Source organism: Leptolyngbya sp. BL0902 (genome assembly GCF_016403105.1).
In the GTDB taxonomy this organism is placed as follows: Bacteria; Cyanobacteriota; Cyanobacteriia; order Phormidesmidales; family Phormidesmidaceae; genus Nodosilinea.
Window position 1 is genome coordinate 1,957,767 of the sequence record NZ_CP046155.1, and the last position, 17,184, is coordinate 1,974,950.

Annotated in this window: 20 protein-coding genes; 8 read left to right on the forward strand and 12 right to left on the reverse strand. The window is 60.2% G+C overall.

All coding sequences use genetic code 11. The annotated features are described in order from the left end of the window. Positions 1–18 precede the first annotated feature (18 nt). Entirely contained in the window at positions 19–675 is a 657-nt protein-coding gene (locus GFS31_RS08685) for a MotA/TolQ/ExbB proton channel family protein (protein WP_198807781.1), read from the reverse strand. 94 nt (positions 676–769) lie between these two features. Between GFS31_RS08685 and GFS31_RS08690 the strand changes: the two genes are divergently transcribed. Both GFS31_RS08690 and nadA read left to right on the forward strand, forming a co-directional pair. Further along, positions 770–1,399 (forward strand): L-threonylcarbamoyladenylate synthase, encoded by a 630-nt coding sequence (locus GFS31_RS08690; RefSeq protein ID WP_198807782.1) that lies wholly within the window; start codon positions 770–772, stop codon positions 1,397–1,399. Positions 1,400–1,533: 134 nt separating this feature from the next. Further along, positions 1,534–2,499 carry a quinolinate synthase NadA gene (gene nadA, locus GFS31_RS08695; protein ID WP_198807783.1) on the forward strand — a complete coding sequence of 322 codons (966 nt, stop codon included), beginning with the start codon at positions 1,534–1,536 and terminating at the stop codon, positions 2,497–2,499. An 85-nt stretch (positions 2,500–2,584) separates the two neighbouring features. Here the strand turns inward: nadA and GFS31_RS08700 are convergent, their stop codons facing one another. Together GFS31_RS08700 and GFS31_RS08705 are read right to left on the reverse strand one after the other, a co-directional pair. Beyond that, positions 2,585–3,091: a hypothetical protein gene (locus GFS31_RS08700; RefSeq protein WP_198807784.1), complete on the reverse strand. Its 507-nt coding sequence runs from the start codon at positions 3,089–3,091 to the stop codon at positions 2,585–2,587. A 141-nt stretch (positions 3,092–3,232) separates the two neighbouring features. Continuing rightward, the gene (locus tag GFS31_RS08705) at positions 3,233–3,715 is read right to left on the reverse strand and encodes a TerB family tellurite resistance protein (protein WP_225907629.1); all 483 of its coding nucleotides are present in this window, start codon (positions 3,713–3,715) and stop codon (positions 3,233–3,235) included. A 430-nt stretch (positions 3,716–4,145) separates the two neighbouring features. On the opposite strand from GFS31_RS08705, the gene GFS31_RS08710 reads away from it, so the two are divergent. The 5 genes from GFS31_RS08710 to GFS31_RS08730 all read left to right on the forward strand — a co-directional run bounded on the left by GFS31_RS08710 (position 4,146) and on the right by GFS31_RS08730 (position 8,495). Continuing rightward, positions 4,146–4,781 (forward strand): M23 family metallopeptidase, encoded by a 636-nt coding sequence (locus GFS31_RS08710; RefSeq protein ID WP_263974926.1) that lies wholly within the window; start codon positions 4,146–4,148, stop codon positions 4,779–4,781. A gap of 1 nt (position 4,782) precedes the next feature. Further along, positions 4,783–5,622 (forward strand): DUF3153 domain-containing protein, encoded by an 840-nt coding sequence (locus GFS31_RS08715; protein ID WP_198807785.1) that lies wholly within the window; start codon positions 4,783–4,785, stop codon positions 5,620–5,622. A gap of 115 nt (positions 5,623–5,737) precedes the next feature. Then, positions 5,738–6,076 (forward strand): lipopolysaccharide assembly protein LapA domain-containing protein, encoded by a 339-nt coding sequence (locus tag GFS31_RS08720; RefSeq protein ID WP_198807786.1) that lies wholly within the window; start codon positions 5,738–5,740, stop codon positions 6,074–6,076. Positions 6,077–6,183: 107 nt separating this feature from the next. After that, positions 6,184–7,056, forward strand: a complete 873-nt coding sequence (locus tag GFS31_RS08725) for a segregation/condensation protein A (protein WP_198807787.1) — start codon at positions 6,184–6,186, stop codon at positions 7,054–7,056. A 272-nt stretch (positions 7,057–7,328) separates the two neighbouring features. Next, entirely contained in the window at positions 7,329–8,495 is a 1,167-nt protein-coding gene (locus GFS31_RS08730) for a sugar phosphate nucleotidyltransferase (protein ID WP_198807788.1), read from the forward strand. Between the two features lie 174 nt (positions 8,496–8,669). Here GFS31_RS08730 and aat read toward each other — a convergent pair whose 3' ends face one another. From aat to fabD, 5 genes are all read right to left on the reverse strand, one after another. Next, positions 8,670–9,263, reverse strand: a complete 594-nt coding sequence (gene aat / locus GFS31_RS08735; RefSeq protein ID WP_317135090.1) for a leucyl/phenylalanyl-tRNA--protein transferase — start codon at positions 9,261–9,263, stop codon at positions 8,670–8,672. Positions 9,264–9,362: 99 nt separating this feature from the next. Next, positions 9,363–9,752 carry a phage holin family protein gene (locus GFS31_RS08740; RefSeq protein WP_198807789.1) on the reverse strand — a complete coding sequence of 130 codons (390 nt, stop codon included), beginning with the start codon at positions 9,750–9,752 and terminating at the stop codon, positions 9,363–9,365. Beyond that, complete coding sequence (locus tag GFS31_RS08745; RefSeq protein ID WP_198807790.1) at positions 9,745–10,296, reverse strand: hypothetical protein; 552 nt, start codon at positions 10,294–10,296, stop codon at positions 9,745–9,747. The genes GFS31_RS08740 and GFS31_RS08745 overlap by 8 nt, the downstream gene beginning before the upstream one ends. A 65-nt stretch (positions 10,297–10,361) precedes the next feature. Next, positions 10,362–11,000: a lysophospholipid acyltransferase family protein gene (locus GFS31_RS08750; RefSeq protein ID WP_198807791.1), complete on the reverse strand. Its 639-nt coding sequence runs from the start codon at positions 10,998–11,000 to the stop codon at positions 10,362–10,364. A 25-nt stretch (positions 11,001–11,025) separates the two neighbouring features. After that, positions 11,026–11,913 (reverse strand): ACP S-malonyltransferase, encoded by an 888-nt coding sequence (gene fabD / locus GFS31_RS08755; protein WP_198807792.1) that lies wholly within the window; start codon positions 11,911–11,913, stop codon positions 11,026–11,028. Between the two features lie 192 nt (positions 11,914–12,105). Between fabD and GFS31_RS08760 the strand changes: the two genes are divergently transcribed. Next, entirely contained in the window at positions 12,106–12,669 is a 564-nt protein-coding gene (locus GFS31_RS08760) for a type II CAAX prenyl endopeptidase Rce1 family protein (RefSeq protein WP_198807793.1), read from the forward strand. 131 nt (positions 12,670–12,800) lie between these two features. Here GFS31_RS08760 and groL read toward each other — a convergent pair whose 3' ends face one another. The 4 genes from groL to GFS31_RS08780 form a co-directional block, all read right to left on the reverse strand. Beyond that, the gene (gene groL / locus GFS31_RS08765) at positions 12,801–14,435 is read right to left on the reverse strand and encodes a chaperonin GroEL (protein WP_198807794.1); all 1,635 of its coding nucleotides are present in this window, start codon (positions 14,433–14,435) and stop codon (positions 12,801–12,803) included. Between the two features lie 120 nt (positions 14,436–14,555). After that, entirely contained in the window at positions 14,556–14,867 is a 312-nt protein-coding gene (gene groES / locus GFS31_RS08770; RefSeq protein ID WP_198807795.1) for a co-chaperone GroES, read from the reverse strand. 243 nt (positions 14,868–15,110) lie between these two features. Continuing rightward, on the reverse strand, positions 15,111–16,031 hold the full coding sequence (locus GFS31_RS08775) for a histone deacetylase (RefSeq protein ID WP_317135091.1): 921 nt from the start codon (positions 16,029–16,031) through the stop codon (positions 15,111–15,113). A 102-nt stretch (positions 16,032–16,133) separates the two neighbouring features. Further along, positions 16,134–16,979, reverse strand: coding sequence for a hypothetical protein (locus GFS31_RS08780; protein WP_198807796.1), 846 nt, complete (start codon positions 16,977–16,979; stop codon positions 16,134–16,136). Positions 16,980–17,184: the final 205 nt, after the last annotated feature.

A 17,184-nucleotide genomic window follows, 5' to 3' on the forward strand; every position in this document is an offset into this window, starting at 1 on the left:
ACCCCGGCAGGCCGACCCTCAGACCGATTTCCCGCCCCAGTCCCCGCTGCGTCCAGGATTGCGATCTTGACGATAGTGACGCCGCTGCAAAATCTCCAGCTTGCCTGCGGTTTCCTGAATGAGCGCCCGCTGCCGTCGGTAGAGCCCCTGGAACAGGTTGGCCAACAGCAGGGCCACGATGGCCACCACCAGTCCGGCGGCGGTGGAGGTGAGGGCTTCTCCTACCCCCAGGGTCACGCCGGGTTCGTTGCCCCCTTCCCCCAAACGCAGCGAGGCCAGGGCTCCCATCAGCCCCAAGACCGTTCCCAATAGGCCCAGCAACGGCGCAATGCCCACCACCGTCTCAAACCAGGTTTGAAACCGCTTGAGCTGGGGCGTTTCCGCCTGGGCCGCACTTTCTAGGGCCAAGGAAAATTCCTCTGGCGTGGCATCGTCTAGACTAAGGGCGGCGAGAAAAATTCGGGCGATGGGGCTATCGGGGCGCTGCTTGAGCAAGGCCATGGCCCGCTGAGGATGATCGGCATAGGCGGCGAGCAGGGCCGTTAACCAAGCTCGCTGCTGCCGGAGGAGGCATCCCCAAAACCAAGCCCGCTCCACGGCCAGGGCCAGGGTGAGTCCCGAAAATAGGAGGAGAGGCACCATCACAATGCCCCCCGCTGCCAAAAGATTGACCATAGATTTAGATCCACCCCCAGATCCACCACGCAGCGCCCATCAATCCTACATTGGAGAATGTGAGTTTGCCTTGATCCATCACCTCAAACAGCCCATGCCCCAGGTTTCCCTCTCAGACTTTTTGGCCGCCGTGCAGTCTGGCCAACTGGTGAGTTTTCCCACCGATACGGTGCCTGCCCTCGCGGCCTTACCCCAGGCCAGTGACCGCATCTACCACCTCAAACAGCGCAGCCAAACCAAACCCCTGATTTTAATGGGGGCCAACCTGGCGGATCTCTGGCCCTACGTGGCCGGGTCAGCCACCGATCAAGCTCGCTGGACGGCCATGGCAGAATGCTATTGGCCCGGAGCCCTCACCCTGGTGCTGCCCGCCAGCGACCGCCTGCCCCCCGCCATGAATCCGGCCAACACGGGCACCCTCGGCCTGCGGATTCCGGCCCATCCCTTGGCCCGCTACCTGCTAGAACGTACTGGCCCCCTGGCCACCACCAGCGTCAATCACTCTGGCCAGCCCCCCCTCGACACCCTGACGAACATCGCGGCGGAGTTCCCCGATCTCACCCTCCTCAGCCCCATCGCCCTCACCGAGATTTATGCCCAGCTTGGCGAACCAATGCCGCCACTGGATCAGCCCCAGGGTTCTGGCCAGCCCTCCACCGTGGTCGCTTGGCAAGGGGAAACCTGGACGGTGCTGCGCCAGGGATCGGTGCTGGTTGAGCCCTAGCCGCCCCGCAACCCCAGACCGATTCGAGGGGCAATCCGAGGACTGGAAATGCCGTCGGATCCTCGACGACTTTTGGTGAATTAAACTATAATAAAGACAGCTTCATCCTGTTCTTCTACTAAAAGTTGGCTCCTGTGTTTACGACCCTTTCTCCCTCGGCGGCAGTTTTGCCCGAACGTTTAGACCTGTTTGAAGCCATCGAAACGCTGAAACAGGAGCTAAACGCCGTTATTCTGGCCCACTACTACCAAGACCCTGATATCCAAGACGTAGCCGACTATATTGGCGATTCTCTGGGCTTATCCCGTCAGGCGGCGGCCACCGATGCCGATGTGATTGTGTTTGCCGGGGTTCACTTTATGGCAGAAACCGCCAAAATTTTGAACCCCACCAAGCAAGTGCTTCTGCCCGACCTCGATGCAGGCTGCTCCTTGGCCGATAGCTGCCCCCCCGATGCTTTTGCCGCCTTCAAGGCCCAACATCCGGGGCATTTGGTAATTTCCTACATTAATTGCACGGCTCACATCAAGGCCATGAGCGACATCATCTGCACCAGCTCCAATGCGGTGAAGATTGTCCAGCAAATCCCCGCTGACCAGCCGATTATCTTTGCCCCCGACCAAAACCTAGGCCGCTATGTGATGGAGCAAACCGGGCGCGACCTGGTGCTGTGGCCCGGAAGCTGTATGGTGCACGAAATTTTCTCGGAGAAAAAGCTGGTGCAGTTGCAGGTCGAATACCCCGATGCCGAGGTGATCGCCCACCCCGAATGCGAAACGGCGGTGCTGCGCCACGCCCACTACATCGGCTCCACCACCGCCCTGCTGAAGTACGCCCAGGCCAGCCCCAAACAGCAATTCATCGTGGTGACAGAACCGGGCATCATCCACCAAATGCAGAAGGATGCCCCCGGCAAGCAGTTCATCCCCGCCCCGCCCACCGCCGCTTGCGCCTGCAACGAGTGCCCCCACATGCGGCTAAACACCCTTGAAAAGCTTTATCTCGCCATGAAAAACCGCCAGCCCGAAATCACCCTACCGGAGGATTTGCGACTGGCGGCCCTGGCTCCCATGCAGCGAATGCTGGAGATGAGCGTTTAGGATCGGGAAAAAAACCAGAATCCGTGAGCTTTTCCAGCTCCCCTCCTCGCAGGAGAGGGGCTGGGGGTGAGGTCTTCTGAGACCGTTAACGACAGTTGCCCCGACCCCACTGCATGTCGTAGCCGACGGAAACCTGGTCGCCAATTTGGGCGGGGTTAGGGGAAAGGTGAACCAGGGTGACATCCGCCATCCCCTGCACCGAACCGCGCCAGATGTCTTCTCCGGCGGCGTTGGTGCCGTCATAGCTGAGGAAAGACTCCGCAAACACTTCTCCAGTGGCGGGCCGCTTCAGCTCAACCCGCGAAAACCCGGCCTCACGGGTAAAGTCAACCGTAAAATCGATATCGTTCACCGTGATGGATCCGGTGCAAGTCATAGCCAGATTGTCCTGGTTGGGTTCTTCGGGAGGGGCTGAGGCGGCCTGGGGCACCGGAGTGGTATCGGGGGCCGGAACCACATCCTCCGTGGGGGCCGAGGTGGGTTCGGGGCTGGAGGTTGCCGTATCTTGGGGCTGAGAGCCGCCATTGCAGGCTACCGCTCCCAGACCTAGCAGCAGGGCGGATCCCATCAAAATCATCCGCGACTTGATCATTGGGCTAATCTCCTTGTTATTGAACGAAGCCGGATCACCTTATACCGCGCAATCGTAGAAATCTTATAGGAACCCTGCCGTTTCCCTGGTGATGCGGTGCATGGCGGCGCGAAGGTTCCCCACGTTAGCTTGGACGCTGCCCTAGCTGGCCTGGATGAAATCCTGCAACGTGCTGGTCAACTGTTCCACCAGGGTGGCGGCACCGGGATCGGCGCTGGCTTGCTCAATGTGCTGCACAGTGTCGGCGGGGAGCCCCAAGAGCGTCACCAACTGTTGGTAGGCGTTGGCTTCTTCAGGGTTGATCAGGGCTTCGTCGGGGGTGCGGGCGCTGGCGCTGATCACCTGATAGCCCAACTTCAGCACCAGTTCTTTTTCGGCGGTTTGGGTGAGGCGGGGCACCAGTTCGCCGAGGGGAATATTCTGCATCAGGTAGTCGCGCAGTTCAGCGCGGAGGGCGTCTCGATGGGCGTCGCTCTGGGCAAAGAGATGGCTAAATTGATCCAGCATTACTTCCACCTCTTCATCGGCGAGGTGGCCATCGCTCCAGGCGAGGGTGGCGGCAATGCGAAGTAGGGTCATTTGGGCAGGGCTGATGGAGGGAGGCGACGGGGGCTGTACCGACATAGAAATCTCCACGGTGTTGGGTAATGGAAATTGAGGCTGAGGCGTATTAGTAGTGACCCTACCACGGCCCCTTTTTCTACCCCGACCCCCATTGGGCCAATGTCATCAATCTCTACAAAACCACGGAAAACGATACTTTCCCGCCCTGCCTTGGCCTTGGGCGGGAGGGCCGATGGATTGGTATGGATTGGATAGCCGACGGATGGATGAATCGTGCGGGGTGCGGGGAATGCCTGCCAGAAACGGGAAATCGGCCTGGGTGATGGGATGAGGGGACAGGCCAAAAGGGGGCTAGACAGAACACAGCGCCGGGGGGCCAAAAAAGGTTATCCGCGTACGGAAATCTGGGATAAGCTTAGGGCGATATCCCCCCTCAGGAGTGCCTGTTTAAGGCGTTGGGATCATCGCTGCTCCCCCTCAGTCTTTGCGTATGATGTGGCAATTTTTGACTCAATTTGCCCCGGCTCGGCGGATTTCCGCTCGGGTGCTGCTGCCCCTGCTGGGAACAACGGCCCTCCTCACCACAGTGGCTACCCTGCCGCTGCGCCAAATGGTACAGGCTCAGGAAGTAGCCATGGGCAGTGCCGTCATGATGTGGACTCAGGCGTCCTTCCCGGTGGAAAATTTCCAAACCTATACGTCGCCCTTTGGCTATCGTCGAGATCCCCAAAGCGGTGCCCAGCGATTCCACTACGGCCTGGATTTGGCCGCTCCCAACGGTAGCTATATCCGCAACTGGTGGGCCGGAGAGGTGCTGTGGGTTGAAGATCAAGGGGCCTGCGGCACCGCTGTGGCTATCCAGTCGGGGGAATGGACGCACATCTACTGCCACATGCATGGCCGGGTAGAGGGCAGTGGTCAAAGTCGGACGTTGGTGGATCGTCAGGGCGGCATTCAACTGCGCCCCGGCCAAGCCGTGCCCGCTGGAGCCCGCATTGGCCGGGTGGGGATGACGGGCCGCACCACAGGCCCTCACCTGCACTGGGGCATGAAGTACCAAGGAAATTGGGTCGATCCCGCCCTGGTGCTTCAGGCGATGTATGTCAGTCAGCAGGCGGCACGATAGGATGCGGGGTTGCCGCTGGCGTCTCTGGAGGCTGGGGCTGTGGGTCAGCCTAGTGTGGCTCTTGGGGGGATGTTTTCAGGCCGATCTCACCCTTCAGTTTGACCACCACCACCACGGATCTTGGACGCAAACCCTCACCCTCGGAGAGCGTAACCTGGCCTTTATTGGGGATGCGCTGGATCCGTGGCTAGCGGAAATTCGCCCTTCGGTGCAGCGCTTTGGGGGGCAAATTCGGCAAACCCCCAGCCGCCTGGATCTGACGGTGCCCTTTAGCACCCCGGCGGATTTGGCCAGCCGTTTTAAGGACGTGTTTTCTGCCCCGTTGCCGGAGTCTCTGGGTGTTGGGGCAATGGAGGCCACGGCAGGGCGTTCTGTGGCGGAAAATTCGGCGGCGCAGGACGCGATGACGGCTCCGTTGGAGATGGCCGCAACGGATGCCCAATTGGCGCTTCCTGGCCTGGGTATCGTGCCCTTTCGCCTTGAGGCCCAAGAGCAGAACTGGGGCTTGTTCAGCCACGTTCATTTGACCTATGACCTCGACCTCCGCGCTGTGGAAGGGGTTGTCGCGGCGGCCACCCAGGCGGAACCCACCCGCGAAGATTGGGTCTCCTTTCGGCTGCGAGTGCCTTGGGGGCTGCGCTCGGTGGCCTCTGAGGCCCTAGCCCCAGTCCGCCGTGATGCCCACGGTGCCCAATGGAATCTCCCCCTCGGACAACAAATCCACATTGACGTGGGGTTTTGGTTGCCCAACGGGGTGGGGCTGGGAGGGTTGGCCCTGGCGCTGATGGTGCTGCTGGGCTATGGCCTCCGCTATCGCTGGCTAGGGCCACCTCGGTCGTGACGGGCGCGTTTACGATGGGCTGAGGCGCTTAGCTGAGGATTCTTAAAGGAAAGTCGCCTTGGTCTATGGGAGGATAATCCCCAACAAGTAGGTTGAATCGTTAAGACACACCGCCATGAAACAAATTAACTTCGTCGTCATTTTTGTGATTGCCCTGGCCCTGGTGTTGTTCGCCATAGAAAACACGGAGCCCGTGCTGATCCACATTGCCAAGGGGCTAGATGTGGAGGCTCCCCTGTGCGTTGAGCTGATGATGGCCATGGGCATTGGAGCTGTGCTGGCCTGGGTGTTTAGCGTGTGGGCTCAGGTACAGGGCTATCTGGCGGTGAATCCGCAGGTGAAGCAGCGAGAAATTCGCATTCAAGAACTGGAGCAGGATGTGGAGCGCTATCGGGTGGAACTGGAGGAACAAAGCCTGTTGTTGCCTGCCTCCAAGGCCAAGGCCGAGGGCTAGGGCAAAAAGGTGGCCCCATCCTACCGCCCAAGACAGATGCCGAAATCTCCAACCTGAGTTAAGATCCGTCGATCCTTCCGGTGTGGCCCTTGCAGGCTGTTGACTCCATGGCTGCTTCTTCCCTTGCCCAAACCGCCATTGCCTTTTTGATCGATCTCGCTGAACGGGGCGAAATCGACCCCTGGGATGTGAAGGTGATTGACGTGATGGATCGGTTTCTCACCAGCCTGCACGATCAGGCCGAAGCCTTGGCGCAACAGGGCCGCACCCCCTACGAAGCCAACCTGTCCGAGTCGGGCCAAGCGTTTCTCTATGCGTCGATGCTGGTGCTGCTGAAGGCCGATGCCATGGTGCGCAGCGAAACCGCCGAACCCGACGAGGTGGAGGAGGAACTGTTTTGGCCGGAGGAAGCCCTGGCCACGGTGCCCCTGCCGCGCAACCTAGAGCGCCATCTCCATCGGCGGGCGGTGGCCGCTCCCCCCAAGCGGCGGCGCGTCACCCTAGAGGAGCTGATTCAGCAGTTGGAGGCCATGGCCGAGGTGATGGCCGACCACCAGCCCCGCAGCCGGATGCGTCGCGCCAAACCCCAGGCCAAACGGCAGGCCGTCCGCGCCATTGCCCAACTGGCCCACCAAGAAAACCTTTCGGAAATTGCCGCCGCCCTAGAGCAATTCCTCGATGCCTACTGGGACACCCTCGACGATGATCATCCCTGCTGGCTCGACTTTGAAGAGCTGATCCAGGCTTGGCCCAACTTTCAGCCCGAAGAACTGAAATCGGCCCACCCCTTTGCCACCGAGGCCGAAGCCCTCACCCACGAGCGAGTTGGGGTGTTTTGGGGGCTGTTGTTTCTGTCGGCCCAGTCTAAGGTGGAGCTGTCGCAGCAGGCGTTCTACCAAGACCTGCGGGTACGCAACCTCAACCGCTCTCCCCTCAGCGCCGAGGAAGCGGGCCTGGAGCCGTTTATCCTGCCCGACTAAGCCCGGTAGACTAAGCTAGGGACGGGCGTCAAGCGGGGACAAACTGGGGCGGTATACGCTGAATTTATCCCAGCATGAAGACTGCCTACCGTTGACCCGCCGCGCTGGTGCCCTATTTTAACGTCCTGATAGGATAAACAGGCCGTGGCTTGGAGCGCCAACTATGGGACGTCTGGATTGACTTGCCCTGGTTTTCCGCCATGATGTTAGGGTGCTGCGTCTAGGCTTGGCTTGTTATAGGTTCGTTATAGGTTTTAAGGACAGTTATTGTTATGAAAGCAATGATTCTGGCGGCTGGGAAAGGGACTCGCGTGCGTCCCATCACCTACACCATTCCCAAGCCCATGATCCCCATCATGCAGAAGCCCGTGATGGAGTTTTTGCTGGAACTGTTGCGGCAGCACGGCTTCAATCAAATTATGGTGAATGTGAGCCACTTGGCCAACGAAATTGAAGGCTACTTTCGGGATGGGCAGCGGTTTGGGGTCGAAATTGCCTATTCCTTTGAGGGGCGGATTGAGGAGGATGGCCAACTGGTGGGCGAGGCCATCGGTTCGGCGGGGGGGATGCGAAAAATCCAGGACTTTTCCCCATTTTTTGACGACACCTTTGTGGTGCTTTGTGGTGATGCCCTGATTGACCTCGACCTCACGGAGGCTGTGCGCCGCCACCGCGAGAAAGGATCCATCGCCACCATCATCACCAAAACCGTGCCCCTCAAACAGGTGCCCAGCTATGGCGTGGTGGTGACGGACGATACGGGCCGGGTCAAGTCCTTCCAAGAAAAGCCCGCCGTGGAGGATGCCCTGAGCACCGAAATCAACACCGGGATCTACATTTTCGAGCCCGCCGTGTTTGACTATATTCCCTCCGGCGTTCCCTTCGACATTGGCGGCGACCTCATGCCCCGCCTGGTGGAAAATAACGCCCCCTTCTACGGCATTCCCATGGACTTTGAATGGGTAGACATCGGAAAAGTGCCCGACTATTGGCGTGCCATTCAGGATGTGCTGACCGGAGTGGTTGACCTGGTGGATATTCCCGGCCAGGAAATTCGCCCCGGCGTCTACACCGGACTGAACGTGAAGGCCAACTGGGACAACATCCATATCGAAGGCCCGGTCTACATTGGCGGCATGACCCACATTGAAGACGGCGCGACCATCATCGGCCCCAGCGCCATTGGCAACAACTGCGACATTTGCAGCGGATCCATCGTTGATAAAAGCGTGGTCTTTGAATATTCCCGCATCGGCCCCGGCGTGCGCTTGGTAGACAAGCTGGTGTTTGGCCGCTACTGCGTCGATAAAACCGGAGCCTCCATCGACATGAAAGCCGCCGCCCTCGACTGGCTGATCACCGACACTCGCCAGGATCTCCCCGCCAACCCCCCGGTGGAGCAACGGGCCATTGTGGAACTCCTGGAGCAGCACATCTAGACCCCTCCTAGACCCCTCACTGACAACCCAACCCTGCAAGGGGCAAGGTATCGGCTTTGAGGCTGACCTTGAGCCCTCCGCCTAAATCCCTCTCCCGTGGGGAGAGGGACTTTGAAGCTGGCTAGTTTCCTGGGGGGAGAAGGGCGGGTTGATGGGGTTGGGGCTTGTGCTCGACTATAGGAAGGTGCAGTTTTGGGCCAGGGCCACCTTCAGCAGGGTTTTGTAGTCTCGCTCGGGCACGATGTAGGCCCCAAATCGGGCGAGGTGGGGGTTCATCATCTGGGCATCGAACACAATAAAGTGCTGTCGCCGCAGATGTTCCACCAGTTTCACCATGGCCACTTTAGAGCCTTCCGAAATCCGAAAAAACATGGATTCGCCGATGAACGCGCCGCCGATGGCCAAGCCCAGGATGCCGCCCGCTAGCTCGTTGCCCTGCCAGGTTTCAAAGCTGTAGGCCCATCCGGTTTGGTAGAGCTCCCAGTAGACCTGCTTCATGTCGTTGGAAATCCAGGTGGTATCTCGGTCGGCGCAGCCTTCCACCACCTCCTGAAAGGCTTGGTTGATGGCCACCCGGAAGCGGTTTTGGTTCAGGGCTCGACGGAGCGAGGTGGGGTAGCGAAAGCGTTGGTCGAGGGGAATGAGGGTGCGTTGGCGGCTGGCGTACCAGCCCAGATTATCGCCATCATCATCGGCCATCAAAAAATAGCCCTGGGAGTAGCCGTCAATAATGGCGTCGATGTCGTACTTGGGTGGGCGCAAGGTCACAGGAAGTCTCCGTACCGCTAGTCACTATTATCCTTCAGTCCCTTGGGCTTATCGCTGGTCGCGGGGGCAGTGGACGCTGAAAAAGCCATGGCAGGTTCCCTAGGACTTGGCCCGCAGCAGGGCGACGGAACGGGCCAGACGGGCTTGGGTTTGCACCATAACGGGGCCGCGCAGGCGGGCTTGCCCCACGATGAGGAGCAGGATGCCTAGGCCACCATTCACCCCAGCCACGGTGGCTACCGATTCTAGCCAGTCCCACCCTAGACGATGGAGGCCCAGGATAGCCACCCCCTGGAGTAGGATGAGCCCCATAGAAAATAGGCCGATGCCGAGGCTGAGCAACACCACACCGCCCAGGAGGCGCTGACGTTCGTAGGTGGCTTCCTGCACGGCCACATCCAGGTGTAGATCCACCAGCACCGAAAACAGCCGCACAATGCGCCCCAGGTAAGCCTCCATCCGATCTAGGACAGACTCGGAACTAGCCACGCTTGCCTCCCAACAGCAGTCCTACAATAATGCCTAATCCCAAGGCCATGAGCAGGCTGGTTCCAAGGTTGCGGCGGGCCTTTTGCTCCAGTTCGGGCAGCAGATCGGCCTTAAAATCCTGCATGAGCTGGTCGGTGCGCTGTTCGAGTTCCCCCAATAGTTGGTCAATGGTGGAGGGTAGGTCGTTCGAGGTTTCTGGCACCGTTGCGGGGTCTGTCGCGTTGAAAGTTGCTTTGGAGGCTTCTGGCACCGTTGCAGGCGCGGGTTCTGCTGGCCTTGTATTCTCCGGCGCGGGTTCTGCAACCGGGTCAGGGGGGGGCTCGGTGGGCAGCAGGCTGGCCAGTTCGGCTAGGTGCCGACGCACCAGGGCGCGGGTGTGGTCGGTGTGGGTGGCGATGTAGATAACGGTGGCCTCTGGGTCATCGGCGACGTTTTCTAGGGCTTCCTGACTGAGATCGGGCCACTCCTCTAGCATCAGGGGCACCAAGTCGGTCAGGGGAAGCGTGGAGAGGGCTGGGCCAGGGCAGGGGTCAGCTAAGGACATGGGAGCTAAAACGCGAGGGCAACGGGCAATAGATAAGGCTATTCTAGTCCCATCGCCGAACCTGGCTAGCGACCCAAATCATGGAGGCGATGGATGGCCTCGGTGCATTGGGCGGTGACGGCTTCTAGGGCATCGCGCTTGGTGGTGGAGGGGGGGGCAATGGGTTCGCCAATGCGGATGGTGAGGGGCACCGGGCGAGGCAAGGCCAACCCCTTCTTTAGAATGCTGTGATTTCCCCAAATGCTGACAGGCAGTAGGGTGGCCCCAGCCTTGGCGGCAATCATAGCAGCTCCAATTTTGGGGTTAGGGATGCGGCCATCGGCGGTGCGGGTGCCCTCTAGGAAGATGCCCACCGCCCAGCCTTGGTCAAGCTGTTTCAAGGCTTCGCGAATGGCGCTACGGTCGGCACTGCCCCGCTTAACGGGATAGGCTCCGTAGAGGGTAATGGCCTGTTTGAGGACGGGCACCTGAAACAGTTCCTCCTTGGCCATGTAAGACACCGGGCGGCGCACGGCGGCGGACAATAGCGGCGGGTCGAAGTCGCTGGCGTGGTTAGCCACCACCAGGAGTTTGCCCGTCATGGGCACGTTTTCGGCCCCATGCACCCGGCCCCGAAAGTAGGTGTGAAACAGCGGACTCACCACCGTCCACTTAAACAGGTGATAGAGCAGCAGATTAACGGCAGGTTCGCGATCACGGCCCATGGTCAAGTCCTCGGAGGGGAAGTATCTAGCCCTGGGCCTCTAGCTGGGCTAGGGTGCCCACGTTGACTAGGGCCAACTCTTTGCAGGTGCGCTTAATTAGCCCGGTGAGCACGTTTCCTGGCCCCACTTCGACCACGGTATCGATGCCGAGGCTGGGCAGGGCAAGGCTAATTTCGCGCCAGCGCACCGATCCGGTCATTTGCTGCACTAGGCGCTGTTTCAAGACCGATCCCTCGGTGGCGGGGGTGGGGTCTACGTTGGAGAGTACGGGCACCTGAGCCTCGCGGAAGGTCACGGGCTCTAGCACCGTCGCAAAGGTCTCTGCCGCCGAGGCCATTAGGGGCGAGTGGAAGGCTCCGCTGACGTTGAGCTTCACGGCTCGCTTGGCCTTGACGGCTCCCATCACGGCCTCGACGGCGGCGGGGGTGCCAGAGATCACGACCTGGCCAGGGTTGTTGTCGTTAGCTAGCACGGCCCCAGGGTTGGCGGCGAGTTGGGCCATCAGGTCGTCCATATCGAACCCTAGCAGGGCCGCCATCATGCCGTCGCTGGCTGCGGCCATCAGTTCCGCCCGCTGCTTAACCAGGGCCAACCCGTCGGCAAAGTCAAACACCCCAGCGGCATAGAGGGCCACGTATTCCCCTAGGCTGTGCCCTGCGACGGCGGCGGGAGACTGGCCCCGCTCCTTCAGAAAATCCACCAGCAGGGTTTCTAGCACGTACAGGCAGGGCTGGGTGTAGCGGGTGTTGGAGACCTTGTCTGCGGCGTCTTGGATCACCTCCGGCACCGACCAGCCCAGTACCGCCTCGGCCTCGGCAAACCGGGCCTGGGCCTGGGGTAAGTCGGCCAAATCCATTCCCATCCCAATGGCTTGGGAACCCTGACCCGGAAAGACCCATGCTGCTGTGGTCATTGCTGTTCTACCCTCTCCTGCGCGAACGGTGTGGTTGTGTGGTGGCTGACTGGTCACACGGAATGAGGTTAATGTCTCACAAAACCGTTCACCCAGAACAGTCTGTCTGCCAAAACCTGTGGGTACAGGGGCCGTGCCGACAGCCGGAAACCGTGGCTACCATAGTGCTAAGTCGCTATTCCCGCCTGTGCGTTGAATTATTTTCGTTTGCGGATTTACATTGCCCTGCGCGTTAGCCTGCATCGGCTGGAGATGGCGGTAAAAACGCGCCCTCGCTGGTCAGATTGGGCGCTAGCGGCGGGGCTGTTGGCGGGCTATAGCATCCTTATCCTGCCCTTGGGGTTTTGGCATCACTGGCTGACGCTGGGGGTGGCGCTACCGTGGCCCCAGGGGGTGGGGCTGGCGGCGCGGGTGCTGGTCATTCCGGCCCTCACCGAGGAAGGCTTTTGGCGGGTGCTGATGTTGCCCCACAAAACCGAAATCCTCACCCCTCGCAAGCGCTGGCTGGTGGGAGTGCCCATGCTGGGCCTTTTTGTGCTGATGCATGGGATCAGCAGCCTCACCCTCTATCCCCAGGGGTTTCCGACCTTTATCTCACCGATGTTTCTGCTGTCGGCTACCCTGCTAGGGCTGATTTGCACCCTGGCCTACTGGGCCTCTGGGTCGGGCTGGGTTCCGGTGGCAATGCATTGGCTGGTGGTGTTTGTGTGGCTGATGTTTTTGGGCGGATATAGCCAACTGGGGCTGGGCGGCTAGAAAAACCCCTGACTCGCTGGTCTCGTGGGCGAGGCAGGTCAGGGTGGATGCGGCTGAATTTGGCCTAGGGCTGGGCTGTCTTCCCCAACGCCGGATGGATAGGGATTGGGGAAGAACGGGGAGCTACGACCTTAGTAGTCGAAGTCGCCGCCCATGCCAGCACCTGCGCCAGCGGCAGGAGCCTTAGGTTCAGGCTTATCGACCACGATGCACTCGGTGGTGAGCACCATGGAGGCAATGGACGCCGCGTTTTGCAGCCCAGAGCGGGTTACTTTGGCGGGGTCAACGATGCCAGCCTCGAACATATCGACAAACTGGTTGTTGGCGGCGTCGTAGCCGATGGTGAAGTCTTTTTCCTTCACCTGCTCGACGATCACCGCACCGTTGAAGCCCGCGTTTTCCGCAATCCGATTGAGGGGAGCGGTGAGGGCACGGGTGACGATCTGGGCACCCAGCAACTCTTCGCCGCTGAGGTTGGCCTTGGCCCACTCCTCCAGTTGGGGAGCCAAGTGGGCCAGGGTGGTGCCGCCGCCGGGGACAATGCCCTCTTCCACCGCCGCCTTGGTGGCGTTGATGGCATCTTCTAGGCGCAGCTTGCGATCCTTCATTTCGGTCTCGGTGGCCGCACCCACTTTGATTACCGCCACACCGCCGGACAGCTTGGCCAAACGCTCTTGCAGCTTCTCTTTGTCATAGCTGGATTCAGTTTCTTCGATCTGACGACGGATCTGCTCGCAGCGAGCCTTCACAGCCTTCTCGTTGCCCTCGGCCACGATGGTGGTGGTGTCCTTGGTGATGGTGATGCGGCGGGCGCTGCCCAGCATATCCACCTTCACGTTGTCGAGCTTCAGCCCGGTGTCTTCGGAGATCACCTGACCACCTGTCAGCACGGCGATGTCTTCCAGCATGGCCTTACGACGGTCGCCAAAGCCGGGAGCCTTCACAGCGGCCACGTTCAGCACGCCGCGCATCCGGTTCACCACCAGGGTCGCCAGGGCTTCTTTTTCGATGTCTTCGGCGATGATCATCAGGGGCTTGCCAGAACGGGCCACCTGCTCTAGCACGGGCACCAGGTCTTGCACCAGGGTGATTTTTTTGTCGGTCAGCAGGATGTAGGGGTCGTCGAGGACGGCTTCCATCCGCTCGGTGTCGGTGACAAAGTAGGGCGATAGATAGCCCTTATCGAAGCGCATCCCCTCGGTGACTTCCAGTTCGGTGGTCATGGACTTGCCTTCTTCCAGGGAAATCACCCCTTCGCGGCCCACCTTGTCCATGGCGTCGGCGATCATTTGGCCCACTTCGTCATCGTTCCCGGCGGAAATGGCCCCCACCTGGGCGATGGACTTAGAATCTTCTACGGGACGGGCGTGCTCGGCAATGCGATCCACCAGAAACGCGGTGGCCTTGTCGATGCCGCGCTTGAGGGAAATGGCGTTGGCACCCGCAGCCACGTTCCGCAGACCTTCCTTCACAATGGCGTGGCCCAGCACAGTGGCGGTGGTGGTGCCATCTCCAGCGGCGTCGTTGGTCTTAGAAGCGGCCTGACGCAGCAGGGAAACGGCGGTATTTTCGATGTGATCTTCGAGCTCAATTTCCTTGGCAATGGTGATGCCGTCGTTGATGATTTGGGGTGCACCAAACTTTTTCTCTAGCACCACATTGCGACCCTTGGGGCCAAGGGTAACGGCCACCGCTTCGGCCAACATATCAAAACCGCGCTCTAGGGCACGACGGGCATCTTCGTTGTAGGTGATGGTTTTAGCCATAGAAAAACTATCCTCCCAACAAGGTGAATTTGTTGAAACTAACTGCGTTTGGTTGAAGAAAAATTGGATTGGTAATTGCTCCGAGAAATGGTGGGCGGTGCCCACCCTACCTAGGGAGAATTAACCTAGGGCGGCGAGGATATCGGACTCGCGCAGGAGCACGTAATCGTCGCTGCCGAGTTTGATGTCGGTGCCAGCGTACTTGGAATACAGCACCTTGTCGCCCACCTTCACTTCGATGGCCTGGTAGCTGCCGTCATCGTTGCGCTTGCCGGGGCCAACTTGAATTACTTCGCCAACCTGGGGCTTTTCCTTGGCGGTGTCGGGCAGCAAAATGCCCCCAGCGGTCTTTTCTTCAGCTTCGCTCACCTTCACCAAGATGCGATCCCCTAGGGGCTTCACGGTGGACGCATTTAGGGTAACAGCGGCCATAGTATTCCTCCATTCACTAACAGCATAAGAAGGCTGGAAATTCGCAACAGCAAAGGGCAAACCTGCAACGGTAAGGAACAGGTCTATGTCCCTGAACTGCCGATTTTCCTGGGAGGGTGCCGGATAAATTAGCACTCTCACCACCTGAGTGCTAATTTATCCGGCCATCCCCGCTTCGACAATTCTTTGCTAGGTGTGGTTTGCCGAACTTCGGCCAGTGGTTGCCTTGGCTAGTGATATGCCCTACAGCCGATGGCGACGGAAGACCTCGGTAGCGGCCCGGTGCAGCAGCGAATGACGGTAAATCAGGTCGTCCATGGCATCGCCATAGCCGCCACCGATGACGCAAGCGACGGGATATCCAGCGGCGATGCAAGTTTCTAGCACCCAATGGTCGCGCTGGTAAAGCCCGGTATTGGTGAGGGCCAGCTTGCCCAGGCGATCCTCGCGGTGGGGGTCGGCCCCGGCATCGTAGATCACCAGGTCGGGCTGCACCTGGCTCAGCAAATCCGGCACATACTGGGCCAGGGTGTGCAGATAGGCGTCGTCCTCCATACCCACGGGTAGGGGCACGTCTAAATCGCTGGTTTGCTTGCGGGCTGGAAAGTTGGCGTCGCAGTGCATGGAAAAGGTGAACACGCTGGGGTCATCCCGAAAAATCCAGGCGGTGCCGTCCCCCTGATGGACGTCCAGGTCAATCACCAGTACCCGCTGCACCTGGCCCTGCTGCTGCAATACGCGGGCGGCAATGGCGATGTCGTTAAAAATGCAAAAACCCGCCCCGTAATCGGGAAAGGCATGGTGGGTGCCGCCAGCGGTGTTGCAGGCCAGCCCCCGACTGAGGGCCAGCTTGGCTGTAAGAATGGTGCCCCCCACCGCTGTGCAGGTGCGCTTCACCAGGGCCGCACTCCAGGGTAGGCCAATGCGCCGTTGCAGCTTGGGGTCTAGGGTGCCCTGCTGATAAGCCTGCACATAGGGGGGGCGATGCACCAGCTCCAGCCAGTCTGAGCTGGGGGCTCCGGGGTGGTAAATTTGGTCGGTAGTAATCACCCCATCCTTCAGCAGCCGATCCTTCAGTAGGGCAAACTTCGGCATGGGAAAACGGTGCCCCTCCGGCAGTGGGGCCACATAGTCGGGATGAAAAATAATCGGCAGATCGCTCAAGGCCCAGTCTAGAATGCCCCATTGGCGATCATGCCAGCGGAATCCCTATCTCGCAAGGCAAAACCCCAGGAAAAAGAGGCGTCTTTCCCAAAAACTAGGCCATCACATCAAGGACGACAGGGAACGCCGCTGCCGCAGATCCAGGGCATGGGCCAAGCTGTCCTCTTCCCAGTCGAGGGGGTGGGCTTCCTCGTCGGGCAAGACCTCCGGCTGGTGAGGATCGGCGGCTTCTGTACCCTGGGGGCTAGGCGGCATCACCTGGGCGGGGGCCGGAGGCGCGGGAGACGGACGGGGCGGACGCGGAGCCTGCATGGGGGCGCGGGGCACGGGGGCAACTGCGCCTGCCTTGCCAGCTTGGGCCGCATCCACCGAATCATCAAACAAGTTCATGGCCAGATCGTCCGCCATCGCCCCGTCGGCATCTGCCAAGGTCAACGGTAGGGTATCTCTCACGGCGCGGGCACCCTGCACAATCACGGCATCCCGTTCGGGAGAATAGGGCCGCAGCCGCTTTGGCCCGGTAGGAGTAGGAGGCTTGGGCTTTACCCGGCGCACCCGACGCACCCGGCGTTTGACCCGGCGGCGGTGGACGGTTTTAGCCTGTTGGGTAATCACCCAGCTCCCTAGGGCACAAAGCCCCACCAAACTGCTAAAGCCCCACAGAGTCACTTTGGTCTTTTGGCGCGGGAGGGCGGTAACGCTGGTGGATGCGGTAGCCCCCAGGGGATCTGCTGCCGCTGGGTTGGCCTCTGATCGGGGCTGGGGGATCGCCACAGAGCGGGGTGTCTGTACCGGAGATGGCCCTGTGGCTGTTCGATCCGGGTTGTTAAACACCAGGCGCTGCGCGGCCACCGCCGCCACACAAATTGTGATGAGCCACAAACTGCCCAGCACCGTCAGCGGACGATGGGACAGCAACCTTACCCAAAATCGAGGGGAACTGGGCACGGGCGCTTGAGTCGCCGAAAAAAGCGCGTTAGGGCTGGGGGGGGAATGCTTCCCGGTATCTCGCACCATGGTAAGTGACCTAAGTCTAACGAGTCGCCTCGGCCTCTGAACCCAGCAGAAGCCTAGGACTGACTATAAGGATAGCGAGGAGCGCAGAATATAGCGTCGTTTTTTGGCCACGGGCCGAAGGTCTTCTCGAACCCAG